This is a genomic window from Secundilactobacillus malefermentans, assembly GCF_008033155.1.
GTDB classification, from domain to species: Bacteria; Bacillota; Bacilli; order Lactobacillales; family Lactobacillaceae; genus Secundilactobacillus; species Secundilactobacillus malefermentans.
In genome coordinates this window covers 836,435-848,772 of record NZ_CP042371.1, presented here as the reverse complement: position 1 = coordinate 848,772, position 12,338 = coordinate 836,435, and the positions used below count along the sequence as shown (strand labels likewise).

The window sequence follows — 12,338 nt, the reverse complement described above, 5'->3', positions numbered from 1 at the left end:
CGGAGCACGAATAGAAATGTTGTGACGATTCACAGTTGCTTCAATTCACGAAACGAAATCTTGCGAACAAAATTGGGATGGTGTACATGGCAAGTAGCATAAAAATATTATTGATTGAAGATGATCACCAGTTATCAGACAGCGTCAAAGGATTCTTACAGGACGTTGGCGAGGTGACCCAGGCATTCGATGGCGAGCAAGGCGAATATTTAGCCATTGAAGAGCCCTTTGACTTATTCATCGTGGATTTGATGTTGCCGCTCATGAACGGTATCGAAGTTATCAAGAGTGCCCGAAAAAATAAAGTGAAAACACCGGCGCTCATTTTAACGGCTAAGGATGGTCTGGATGATAAAGTAACGGGATTTCAGGCTGGTGCGGACGACTATTTGACGAAACCTTTTCATCGTGAAGAACTCATTTTGCGGGTGAAGGCGTTGCTCAAACGAAGCGGTGTTTATCAAGACGACCAACGACTGGTCGTTGATGATGCAATGTGGTTAAATACTGAAAATCGCCAGGTTTTAATTTCCGATCAAGCCCTCAAGTTAGTGGGTAAGGAGTACGATATTTTAGCCTACTTGGTGCAAAACAAAAACATCATCGTCTCCCGCGAGCAGATTTTTGACCGAGTGTGGGGGATGGACTCCGACACGACGATTAACGTGGTCAACATTTATATTAGTAACCTAAGACGAAAATTGGAGCATGCGGGTCGGCCAGACTTGATTCAAACGCTTCGAAACGTCGGATTCTTACTGGAAGTGAAGTAATTTAGTGGATAAAATTGTTAATCGCAAACAACAGTTACGGTTATTTTTAACCGAGTTAATCAGTTTTATGGTCATTTTCTCGATCTTAGGGCTGATTATCTTTGCGCGCTTTCAACAAAGTACCTATGCAAACATTGATAAAGGATTAGAGCAGCGGGCAGCCATCGTGTCCAAGAAGCCAATGCTAATGGATCGACCTTCTGATTTTAAGACGATTACGATTTACTACGATAAAAATGGCAAAATTTTGAATCGCGACAGTCTCCAGCGCTTTTCCGCGTCAATTTTGAAGGTCAAAGGGCAAACGAAAGATCTCAATAAAACTTTTAGCAAACAGGTTGGTAAAGCAACCATGCGTGGCGTTTACGTAAAAGTAAATGCAGACACGCAGCGGCATCGCCTACCGGCAGGGGTGGAAAAGCGAAATAATATTAAAAATAACGATTTTTTGAAGAACGCCAAGTACGCCATGGTGCTTCAGAACATCACCCCAGATTTGCAGGGGATTAATCGATTTAAAAATCTGTTGTTAGCAGCGCTGATTTTATTTGGACTATTAGTTTTCATCATTAGTTACATTGTCTCGCGGATTAACATGAAACCCGTTCTAAAGGCCTGGCAACAGCAGCAGGACTTTGTTGACAGTGCCGCGCATGAAATTCGGACACCATTGACCATCATCCAGAATCAGCTGGAGGGCTTGATGACCAAACCCAACGATACGATTAAGGATCAGATTGACCCAATTATCATGTCGCTGTCGGAAATTAGGCGATTAAATGGGTTGACGAGCGATATGCTTACCTTGGCCCGCGCGAATTCCAACGCCATTGCCATCAAAAAAACGAGCGTCGTTGTGCCGGAATTTATGAGCGAAGTGTTGGATCCGTACCAAGAATTTGTTCAAAGTGAGGATAAACAGTTTGTGATTAAGACGGAAACAACGCAGTCCGTCATGCTGGATACCAAACGAATTAATCAGCTACTGGTGATTTTGCTGGATAATGCCGCCAAATATACGATGCCGGGTGATACGATTACGGTGCGCACGGTTATCGAAAACAACTCGCTGAAAATTCAGGTCATGGATACTGGGCAGGGAATCAGTGATGCGAACAAGAAGCGAATCTTTGATCGATTCTATCGGGAAGAACGCTCAGGCAATAAGGAAACCGGTGGAAATGGGTTAGGACTTGCGATCGCTGCTTGGATTATTAAGGCACATAATGGTCGCATTAAAGTGACCGATAATCCCGGTGGTGGTAGTATCTTCACCGTGGTACTTCCAATAAAATAAGACAAAAAGACGGAGCTGGGACAAAACATTTGTTTTGTCCCAGCTCTGTTATTTCCGAATACTTTTGCTTAGTCGGGTTCCAAAAGGCTGCTTTCTCCGCCTAGCTACGATCAACAAACAATCCCAAGTGCAGGATTATTCGTTAATCTAGGCTATGCTCAAAAGCAAACCGCCTTTCGTCTCACCCTCGTTTTTCAATGGTATAATAAATCTATTAGAATTCGAAATGGAGGGAAACCAGCACATGGAACTACGACTTTTACAGTACTTTTGGATGGTGGCAGATGTCGGCACAGTTTCCGGTGCTGCGGAACAGCTCCATATTACCCAACCAACCTTGAGTCGGCAGTTGCGTGAACTCGAAGATGAGCTGGGCACGCCACTATTCGACCGCGAAAAGGGACGATTTCGACTAACCGAAGCGGGGCTATTTTTAAAGAGTCGGGCTGAAGAAATTTTGGAACTGTCTCAATCGACTGAGCAAGCCTTCGTTGACAGGCGCCATCAACTATTCAGTGGCACCTTCAAAATTGGCTGTGTGGAAGCTGATAATTCGGACACCATGGCAATGATGGTGGAAGAATTTGTGCGTGATTATCCCGAAGTGAAATTTGATATTACAACAGGCACCAGTGATGATATTATCGACCGTTTGGACAAAGGGCTGGTCGATATGGCAATCCTATTGGAACCAATTGATACGGAAAAATACGCCACTTTGACATTACCACGCCAAGAAAAATGGGGATTATTAGTAGCGAACAACTCATTTTTGGCAACCAAAACAGGGATTACACCTGCTGATATCAAGGGGATGCCACTCATGATTTCCAAACGACCGGAAATTACTAAATTGATTTCAAATTGGGCAAAAATTGACCCCAGCGAATTAAACGTGGTTGGCAATTTCAATTTGGCATTTAATATTTTACCGTTGGTCGAAAAACAAGTTGCCGCTGCCGTTGGAATCGAAGGGGCGGTCACTAATCGGAATGTAGAGACAACCTTTCTGCCACTAGACCCGGCCATTTCCACTAACTGTGTACTTGCTTGGCGGAAAAATCGGGTCATGTCACCGGTGGCCTCCGAGCTAATCAAGCGTTTTAAAAATGCTTTTCAAGCATAGATTAACTTTCATTAAGTATTAGACGATGAAGAGAACGAGCTGTACGCTATTGATAATCAATAGTGACGGCTTTTTTAGTTGAAAGGAGGGTTTGAAATGGCAGTCGTGATTTACTTTTCCCATGGTGGTGAAACGCTGATTAACGGAGAAATTAAAAAATTAGACATTGGAAATACGGCCAAATTAGCGCAACTAATTGGTAAGCAGTTAGGGATGCCAACGTTCCCCATTTTGGCGGCCATTCCCTATCCCGACAGTTATGATCAGACTCTCCAACGGAGCAAACTTGATGCTGACAAACTAGTCGCAATCCAACCAATTGCAGTCGATTTAAAGGCAGAACGGGACATTTACATTGGCTTTCCCGTTTGGTGGGGCACACTACCGGGAGCAGTAGCTACGTTTTTACAGCAGGCGACGCTTTCTGGCAAAGTTATCCACCCATTTTGTACACATGAGGGGAGCGGGTTTGGCAATTGCCTCGAAGTCATTCATGAGCTCGTCCCCGATGCAACGATTGCGAAAGGATTACCGATGCGCGGGTCACGGGTAGGATGTGCAAGTCAGGCTGTTTCAAATTGGCTAAATTAACTTATTAATACAACGATTAGTGCTAAAGTAGAACTTACGGAAAGTTTCTTTTTAGGCATAAGGAGGACTTATATTGACAACTTATCAAAATCAATTATTCACTGGTGAACGATCACTCTTTGCGGAGCAGGACGCCACCCTCAACCAAGTCACATTTAGCGATGGTGAATCGCCATTGAAGGAAAGTCGCAACATTAACTTGAAGAACACCATTTTTAAATGGAAGTACCCGCTTTGGTACAGCAATCACATCGAAGCAGATCACATCATTTTGGAAGAAATGTCTCGATCCGGAATCTGGTATACCAACGATATCAAAGTGACAAATAGTTCCATCCAGGCGCCCAAAGAATTTAGGCGGGGCAAGGGAATTACCCTGATTAACGATTATTTTTCAGATGCAGATGAGACATTGTGGAACTGTTCGAATATTCATATTGAAAATGTGCAGGTCCGCGGTGACTACTTTGGCATGAACAGCGAAAATATTTACGCGGACCACCTCAGCTTAATTGGAAACTACGGGTTTGATGGCGCTAAAAACGTTGAGATTCATAACTCAACGTTTGTGACCAAGGATGCTTTTTGGAACTGTGAGAACGTGACCATTTACGATTCCACCATTAACGGTGAGTACTTGGGCTGGAACACCAAAAGTCTAACGCTCATTAACTGTACCATTGAGAGTGATCAGGGCCTTTGCTACATCGACCACCTTGTCATGAAAAACTGCACGTTACTCGAGACCGATTTGGCATTCGAATACTGCAGTGATATTGATGCGGACATCCATTCCAATATTACTAGCGTTAAAAATCCAATCAGCGGCATCATTAAAGCTGAGTCAATTGGCGAATTAATTATGGAAGTCGACAAAGTGGATCCATCAAAGACGACCATCATCACCAATGACGCTCAGACAGAAAGACGGGCGGGCTAAATGGCTAATTTTGAGCAAAAATTGAACCGCCGCAACACAAATTCCGTCAAATGGGACATCAAACCGAATGAACTGCCAATGTGGATTGCAGATATGGACTTTCAAACGGCACCCGCAATTATTGAGGCGCTGCGCAAGAAGGTCGACTTTGGCGTTTTTGGTTATGAAGAGCCGGGGGACGACTACTTTGATGCTGTCGCAAATTGGTACCAAACGGAGCATCACGCTCATTTGGAAAACGAGTGGCAGATATTCTGTACTGGCGTTGTACCAGCTATTTCGTCCATTGTTCGCAGTAGTAGCAACGTTGGCGACACCGTTTTGGTACAGGAACCGGTTTATAATATTTTTTACAATTCAATCGAAAATAATGGGCGACACGTGCTATCAAACGACTTAGTTTATGATGAAACGAATCACCGCTATCATATCGATTTCGAGGACCTGGCAGCTAAATTAGCAGAACCACTGACAACGTTGATGATTCTTTGTAACCCACACAATCCGGTGGGCAAGGTGTGGTCACGGGATGAGCTCACTAAAATTGCAACGCTATGTCAAAAGAACCACGTCACCTTATTAAGCGATGAAATTCATGGGGATCTCGTCTTTGGAGAGCCTCACTATACGCCCGTTTTCTCACTACCTGAAAATTTGCGGAACAACACCATCACTTGTGTGTCACCCAGCAAGACGTTCAACGTTGCGGCGATGCACGCTGCAACCGTTATTGTGCCCGAGCCTCATTTGCGCGCTTCAGTCTCTCGCGGCCTCAATAACGAGGAGCTAGGTGAGCCAAATTTTGCCGCATTACCGGGAACAATCGCTGCGTATACGCAGGGAGCTGACTGGTTGCATGAACTAAAGGCGAAGCTGACTGAGAACCGGGACGAGGTTGCCAAATTTGTTCGCGACCAGTTGCCACAAATTCGATTAGTGTCGGAGAACGCCACCTATCTACTTTGGTTCGATGTTCGTGACTTAACCGATGATGCGCAGAAACTGACCGACTTTTTGCGTCAAGAAACCGGATTAATTTTGTCGACCGGAAACGACTATCGTGGTGATGGCCACGACTTTATTCGGATGAACATTGCGTGTCCAACGGCACAGTTGCAAGATGCTTTGGCACGGTTGAAACAGGGAATAACAGCATTTAAAGGTTAAAAAATGGTTTAACCCGGACTATTTCCGTTGGGTTAAACCATTTTTGTGTGTTTATTTAAATACTTAAACTTTCGTACGGCCATTTTTCTTTGGTATAAGCCATTTCCCAGAATTCGAGCTCATATTCACTACTTTTCATGAAGGCATCCTTCATGTCGACTTGTTCTGCGGCATCAACTGCCGTACTTTCGCGGTCAACGAGGTCAATCATATCCGTCGTTGCGGTTGTGAACGCATCAGCTGCGTAGCCATCAATGAATTGCTGATAAATGGGAACGGGGGATGTTGCCTGGCTCAACTGCTTTCCAATGTTGCTATACAGCCAGTAACAGGGGAGGAGTGCAGCAATTGCCCGCGCCGGAGACCCGGCGTTCAGTTCGTAGTACATGTGAGTCACATATTTATAAGTTGCTGGAGACAAAGGGGTTGCGGCAATTTCAGCTTGAGAAATCGTTAACTGGTTAAGCATATCGTTACGGATGAGCGTTTCTTCGTTGTCTTCAGCGCCAGCGCCTGCTAACAAAATGGCCTTATCTTGAGGATTAGTCACTTTTGCGGCGATAATTTCGTGCAATTTACCAAATTCCATTAAATAGTGTTGATCCTGTTTGAGATAGTAGCGAAACGTTGCCAGTGGAAGCGTTCCAGCCGCTAGTTCCTGAATAAATGGATGGCGCATGCTCTTTTGCCAAAGTGGTTTAGCTGTCGTGTATAAATCATCAGTAAATTTCATCGTAATTCCCTTCCAGACTGAAAAGCGACCACCTACAAAACGCAGGGGTCGCTTACTTTTCGACTTCCTTCGTCAGTATTAACTGCACAGGTTCAATGGGTCTAATCTCAGCCAAATGGCACCCCAGTCCGATAAATTTAGTTTTATGGTTACACGATTATTATAGCTTAAAAGGCTGACAAATACTGCTCATTCTAATCTTTGCTAGAACTAAAATTTCGCGAGCTCTTATTGCCTTGAATCTTTTGCTTAATTGCCTGATACAGGACCATCACGATGACCGGTAACAGAACCCCCGCAACAACTTGCCATTGCCATGAGGTCCAGCCGATTCGATCCATGATGTCAAAAATGAATCGGTGCCAGTACATGATGACCAATGAATGCTCACCAATGATGGCCAGCAAGCCACCGGTAAATGGAATCCATTTGGAAACGTAGTACGAAACTCCGAAGACGCCTGCGACCATTAAAAATGGAACGATGGCAACCCAGGTTGTCGCGTTGGCAGGGCGGGCGTTGATACTGTGTGACTTCATGAAGAAGGCAAAGTGGAATTTATCCAAATGCTCCATGTACAGCAAGAACGCACCGATGGCCATACTGCCCAGAACCACATACCATTTTTCAATCAGTTGGCGTGCGTGTCTGAAAAATTCGCGCCCCATGAACATAAAGAAGAAGGCGAGAAATGTGATATCGAAGTCCCACGGCGTTGCGTAAAAGTTAAAATGTTTCCAAATTGTGATGTGCGTGTAGGACATGCCAACAATCAGGCTTAGAAAAGCAAGAATGTATTGAAGGCGAACTGATTTAACGTAGGTAATCACGAACGTTGTGACGATTAACGATAGAATGAAAACTTCGATAAACCACGAATTTGTGACGTAAAGGTTCAGCGTTCGGCCACCCCAAAGTAATCGAAGGAAATAGCCCCGGGTATACCACCATTGTTTGTCATAGATAAAGTGATACGCCAGGATGAAGAAGGCACCTAGGACAAAGTAGCCAATCAGTAACGGCCAAATGCGCTTTTTAAAGAATGCCCACCACGTTGGAATAATCTTATGTAAATCATTTGAGATTGGTTTGAGGAAAAAGCCCCCAACAATGAAGAACAGTGGCATGTGCCACCAGTATATAAAATGGAAAAAAGCCCCATGATACGGTAAATTATGTCCTAAAACGACGGCGATAATCCCAAAGGCTTTTGCAACGTCAATCCACTGGATTCGTTGGCGCTTCATAATTTTGTCACCCCTATATTTTCTATCGAATAATAACCATTATAATACTAAGTGTTTTAAAGTGTCATTTCAGCTGTTTAATGGTTACAAGTTGGTTACAGGATTCACTAGCAAATAAATTATTTTTTGGGTTCAAACAAAAATTAGGACAGGAGCTAGTATTTAATTGTTTTCATAATATCAATTTCATAGATAAGTCAAAAAAAGAGCTAATCGTTTTTGATTAGTTCTTTTACTTTGCCATTGATTGAGTAGTTCTACGATCCTTGCGATATGCTCGCGTTACGACAACCAAATTAATGAGAACCAGAAGAACGGTCATCAGAAAGACATAACGGTAATCTAAGGCACTCGCAACAGCCGAGGCTAACAATGGGCCAATCACTGATCCAATTGCCTGGAAGGATTGATTATAACTAAAAATTCGACTCACAACTTCGCTGGGGGTGTTTAGGGTCATCACCGTTTGCGTGACGGGTAGCAGGGCGGCGTCAGAAATTCCGACCAAGAAGCGGAGAATCCCTAGTTGAATGACGGTTGTCACGAAGAACATTGGGAAGAAGACGACCCCGCAGAAAATGAGCCCAACAATGAGGACCTTTTGCGGGCCAATTTTATCACCAAGCGCCCCCAATTGTGGTGCTGCAAAAATAGTCGCGATACCGGGAAGCGCCGCAATTACCCCACTCACAAACGCCACGTTACCCGAACCATGCATGAGTTCTTTGATGAAGAGACTCAAGATTGGGTTAATGGAGGTCGTTGCCGCTTGAATCAGCATGGACGAAATAATCATCGCCCAAACGATTGAAGGGTTTTTGATATGGACAAACGGGCTCTCGGATTTGTCCTGACTGGTTGTGGGATGAAAATTTTCTTTCACAAAGAAGAGGGTGGATAGTGATGCAATCAACATCAAGCCACCAAAGCAATAGAACGGAATTCGGTAGCCCAAAATACCAGCTAAGAATCCACCGATAATGGGCCCAATTAATTGCCCACCGACGTTACCGGTTGTGAGGGTGCCCATCACGCGGCCACTTTGGTTCATTGGAACTTCACTGGCCATCAGGGCGTAGGCGTTGTTAATATAACCAGAAAAGGCACCCTGAATAAGTCGCAAGGCAATCAGAATCCAAACGTTTGGTGACAGACCAGTAAGGGTGGCCGTGATCGTCATTCCGACGGCGGCTCGCATCAGCATTGGCTTACGACCTGTCCGATCGGCTAATTTCCCCCATAATGGTGAAACGATTGCTTGACTGAGAAAGGTGACGGCAAATGCGACCCCACTTAAAATGCTTAATTCGGCTTTGGAGTAATTTCCCATTTCAGAAATGAATAGGGGTAAGAATGGCAAACTCATGCTGGACCCGGCACCCGTGACAAAGTTGCCAAGCCAAAGGGCCCATAAGTTTCGTTTCCATTGTACTGGTTTCGATGCGTTCATGTGATGATCTCCTAAATTGATTTATAACGTTTATCATAGTAGTTCTTCACAAAAAAATCATCATTCCAAAGTAAAAAATGGAATGATGATTTATTTTCGTAGTTATTGTTGTACGGAAAATTAATTAGCTAACCTTACTGTATCCAGTGGCATAGTTAAGCTTCATGCCAGGTTGCGTATTAGGTAAGTAAACTGAGAAGCGAACCGCGTTTGAATGAATGGATTGAGCCTTCATTTGAACGCCGCTTGCGAGGAGATTGTTTCCCTTGAAAACTGGTTTAACTTGATAGCGAATATAGTGTTTCTTGCTAGATTTTAGATAACTAGCAACTTTATTTTCATACTTTACCATGCCGGGATCATTGAGCTCGCGAGTACCAGTAATGAGATTCTTCAGGTTGTTATTTTGACCCGTTAATTGATAACCAATTAAGTGGCTCCGGTTATAAAGCCAGCCAGTTTTAATTTTTTTATTGTGCCAAGCGGTCGGGTTCACGTAAAGGGCTTCTCGCTCACCTTTAGGCATCAACTTTTTATTTAGCATGGCGTTAGCAGTGGTAGCCCGGTTCAATCGATCCAAGTTACCGAACTTTTGCCATGCCCCCTTTTTAAGTGAAAGGGTGGCTTTTGAGAAGCCAGGTTTATTGCTGTTGAGAACTTTTACTTTATATTTCCCAGAAGTAACGTATTTTCCCGCTGATTTCTTGGCTTTTTTGGTTGCGGCCTTGGCCTTCTTAACGGTGGTCTTTTTAACGACCTTTCGTTTGCCCGGTTTGTAGTCCGTCTTTGCCAAAGTTAAGCCGCGCTTTTTGGCGGCACTTAAAGTAACCTTGTAGATTTTCTTTGCGCGGTTAAGCCCTTTATTACCTTTGTGATAAAAGTAATGTTTACCCGTTTCAGTCACGTAAACGTGCGTGGCTGCTTGGGCAGTTTCTGGGTTGATGATTGCCGTAGTCGCCCCTACGGAAAATAATGCAAAAAAGACAACAATAATGGTTAAAAATTTACGATGTTGTTTCAATGACCCCACTCCTTTAATGTGTTTTTGCCGCTTAAATGATAAAGATGGAAGCGTTCCCCAACGGCATAGGTATATTATTCCAGAGTTTGGTTGATTATTCAATGCTAACTAGCTATTGATGACGCACGATGATTTTAATCTTCAATTAATCTTCAATTAACCTTCATTTAAACAATATGATAAAAAAGGGAACGTTTTTAAACGTTTAAATAAAGTTGCGTAACTGCGGGTAAAGATGATGTTAAGTTAATAACGGTTACAAATACAAAACTTCAAATGTAGGGAGATTTTAGTATGAGTGAACAAAAAGTTCGTTTCAAGATGTACAAGTCCGGCAGAAATTGGGTATTTGCTGCGATTACCGTCATCACGTTTGGAACAGGATTGGCAATTTCAAATTCGTCCGCCAGCGCCGATACCACTGGTGATACGGCAACAACGACTGCCACTGCAACAACCACGTCTAGCGGTAGTTCAGGGAGTGAGGATGCGGCTGACAGTAGTGATGCCGCGACTACGACGTCTGGAACCGCTACAACTGCTGCATCAAGTACCTCTAGCACTAGTTCGGATACGACGGCGACTGATGCCGACACGACAGCTGCAACGACTTCAGCTGAGTCATCAACTGCCGCAACTAGCACCGCTACCAAACAGGCTAAAACGGCTGCTACCGTGGCGGCTGACACGACTAGTGAGTCTAGTGATGTAAGTGCAACTAGCACAACTGATGATACCGCCGACACAACTGCCGATGCCGATTCAACCACTATTTATAATGATCCTTCTGAGTCAACGAGTACGCCTTCAACACAAAATGACGTAACGCACGATACCACGGTGACGGCAACGGACAGTAGTACCGGTGATACCGTTTCAACCGGTGACTCGCAGACAAATAATTCGGGTGTTTCGGCCATTGTCAATGTCGATACGGCAACCGATTTGAACGAAAATACTTCCGTCACTAATACAAGTGATACGGATAAGGTCATTGAAGACATCCAACTGCTACCTAGTTAGAACGTTACGAGTACTGGGACGACAGCAACCGTTGTCGCCGATGCTTCGCGAATTTCAGCCACCGGTTTGGAACTCACTTACAGCAATGAAGCCGATACTTCCACATCACTGCAACTTCTCTACTCGATTAAGGGTGGGGAATATTTGACGTTAACAGAACTGAAAGCCGCCTATCCTGATTTCACCTGGGATCAATTAATCGCAGTTGAGATTACTGGAACTTTGGCTGCTGGTCAAATCGTCAACTTGTCTACGCCACTAACCCTGACCAATGCGGACGATCTTAATGTCTATGATGGCACGGCAACAATGACATACGGCGACATTAACTACGATGTTGAAAATGGCTATTCGGCGCAACAGACATCTGCTACGGCACGATTTGCTAAATTAGCGACAACGGATCCTGGCGGTCAATATATAGGGACTATCTTAAATAGCGATGGGACTTATACGATGGTGTCCAGCGATATTCAGAGTCTAATGCCGGACGTTGCGGATGGTGACATTACATTTGATAATTTCGATGACGGTGCTAGTGTCGCGGCCGGTCAAACGGTTCTCTATAGTGGTTCAAACTTTTACATTAACACCAGCTCAACGCAAGCAGCTGTTGATACTGATGGCTACACGATCAAATTTGATAGTAGTACGGGTGAGCCATACGCTTACTATAGCTACACGATGAATAATTCGGGTCTCACTATCTACGATACAGATGGAAATGTTGTCGGAACGGCTTCGGGTGTTGAAATGGCAAATGGAAGTCAATATGTCGAATTGGTTCAAGTCATTGACGCCAAAGATGCTTCTTTGACGGTCGGTGATACTTGGGATCCAGAAACTGACAGTTTTGTCAGTTTAGTTGATCCATCAACGGGTGATACGCTAACGTATGCAGACGTGACTGAAACGGACGATGTCGATACTTCGAAAGCTGGAACCTACACAGCAACGTACAGTTAAACGG

The 12,338-nt window shown here is 44.1% G+C and carries 12 protein-coding genes and 1 riboswitch; of the genes, 8 read left to right on the top strand and 4 right to left on the bottom strand.

Translation table 11 applies throughout. The annotated features are described in order from the left end of the window. Positions 1–86 precede the first annotated feature (86 nt). From FGL90_RS04190 to FGL90_RS04165, 6 genes are all read left to right on the top strand, one after another. The gene (locus FGL90_RS04190) at positions 87–773 is read left to right on the top strand and encodes a response regulator transcription factor (RefSeq protein WP_147657022.1); all 687 of its coding nucleotides are present in this window, start codon (positions 87–89) and stop codon (positions 771–773) included. Between the two features lie 4 nt (positions 774–777). Next, positions 778–2,070: a sensor histidine kinase gene (locus FGL90_RS04185; RefSeq protein WP_147657020.1), complete on the top strand. Its 1,293-nt coding sequence runs from the start codon at positions 778–780 to the stop codon at positions 2,068–2,070. Between the two features lie 244 nt (positions 2,071–2,314). After that, a complete protein-coding gene (locus FGL90_RS04180) occupies positions 2,315–3,196 on the top strand; it encodes a LysR family transcriptional regulator (RefSeq protein ID WP_147657018.1) in 882 nt (293 codons plus the stop codon). 96 nt (positions 3,197–3,292) lie between these two features. Further along, the gene (locus FGL90_RS04175; protein WP_147657016.1) at positions 3,293–3,787 is read left to right on the top strand and encodes a flavodoxin; all 495 of its coding nucleotides are present in this window, start codon (positions 3,293–3,295) and stop codon (positions 3,785–3,787) included. Positions 3,788–3,860: 73 nt separating this feature from the next. Beyond that, on the top strand, positions 3,861–4,727 hold the full coding sequence (locus tag FGL90_RS04170; protein WP_147657014.1) for a DUF3737 family protein: 867 nt from the start codon (positions 3,861–3,863) through the stop codon (positions 4,725–4,727). Further along, positions 4,728–5,894: a MalY/PatB family protein gene (locus tag FGL90_RS04165; RefSeq protein WP_147657013.1), complete on the top strand. Its 1,167-nt coding sequence runs from the start codon at positions 4,728–4,730 to the stop codon at positions 5,892–5,894. Between the two features lie 55 nt (positions 5,895–5,949). Here FGL90_RS04165 and tenA read toward each other — a convergent pair whose 3' ends face one another. The 4 genes from tenA to FGL90_RS04145 all read right to left on the bottom strand — a co-directional run bounded on the left by tenA (position 5,950) and on the right by FGL90_RS04145 (position 10,345). Next, positions 5,950–6,627 (bottom strand): thiaminase II, encoded by a 678-nt coding sequence (gene tenA / locus FGL90_RS04160; protein WP_147657011.1) that lies wholly within the window; start codon positions 6,625–6,627, stop codon positions 5,950–5,952. 47 nt (positions 6,628–6,674) lie between these two features. Further along, positions 6,675–6,763: riboswitch (TPP riboswitch) on the bottom strand. A 58-nt stretch (positions 6,764–6,821) separates the two neighbouring features. Next, positions 6,822–7,874: an acyltransferase family protein gene (locus tag FGL90_RS04155; protein WP_010619125.1), complete on the bottom strand. Its 1,053-nt coding sequence runs from the start codon at positions 7,872–7,874 to the stop codon at positions 6,822–6,824. A gap of 232 nt (positions 7,875–8,106) precedes the next feature. Continuing rightward, a complete protein-coding gene (locus FGL90_RS04150) occupies positions 8,107–9,324 on the bottom strand; it encodes an MFS transporter (protein WP_147657009.1) in 1,218 nt (405 codons plus the stop codon). A gap of 124 nt (positions 9,325–9,448) precedes the next feature. After that, positions 9,449–10,345 (bottom strand): DNA/RNA non-specific endonuclease, encoded by an 897-nt coding sequence (locus FGL90_RS04145; RefSeq protein ID WP_147657007.1) that lies wholly within the window; start codon positions 10,343–10,345, stop codon positions 9,449–9,451. Between the two features lie 294 nt (positions 10,346–10,639). On the opposite strand from FGL90_RS04145, the gene FGL90_RS04140 reads away from it, so the two are divergent. Then, positions 10,640–11,368, top strand: coding sequence for a KxYKxGKxW signal peptide domain-containing protein (locus FGL90_RS04140; RefSeq protein ID WP_147657005.1), 729 nt, complete (start codon positions 10,640–10,642; stop codon positions 11,366–11,368). Positions 11,369–11,512: 144 nt separating this feature from the next. Beyond that, complete coding sequence (locus tag FGL90_RS04135; RefSeq protein WP_147657003.1) at positions 11,513–12,334, top strand: bacterial Ig-like domain-containing protein; 822 nt, start codon at positions 11,513–11,515, stop codon at positions 12,332–12,334. Positions 12,335–12,338: the final 4 nt, after the last annotated feature.

Bases quoted from the DNA above. Each gene is read 5' to 3' on its own strand.
- tenA (WP_147657011.1), bottom strand. From the start codon at position 6,627: ATGAAATTTACTGATGATTTATACACGACAGCTAAACCACTTTGGCAA.
- FGL90_RS04165 (WP_147657013.1), top strand. From the start codon at position 4,728: ATGGCTAATTTTGAGCAAAAATTGAACCGCCGCAACACAAATTCCGTC.
- FGL90_RS04155 (WP_010619125.1), bottom strand. From the start codon at position 7,874: ATGAAGCGCCAACGAATCCAGTGGATTGACGTTGCAAAAGCCTTTGGG.
- FGL90_RS04150 (WP_147657009.1), bottom strand. From the start codon at position 9,324: ATGAACGCATCGAAACCAGTACAATGGAAACGAAACTTATGGGCCCTT.
- FGL90_RS04190 (WP_147657022.1), top strand. From the start codon at position 87: ATGGCAAGTAGCATAAAAATATTATTGATTGAAGATGATCACCAGTTA.
- FGL90_RS04140 (WP_147657005.1), top strand. From the start codon at position 10,640: ATGAGTGAACAAAAAGTTCGTTTCAAGATGTACAAGTCCGGCAGAAAT.
- FGL90_RS04175 (WP_147657016.1), top strand. From the start codon at position 3,293: ATGGCAGTCGTGATTTACTTTTCCCATGGTGGTGAAACGCTGATTAAC.
- FGL90_RS04180 (WP_147657018.1), top strand. From the start codon at position 2,315: ATGGAACTACGACTTTTACAGTACTTTTGGATGGTGGCAGATGTCGGC.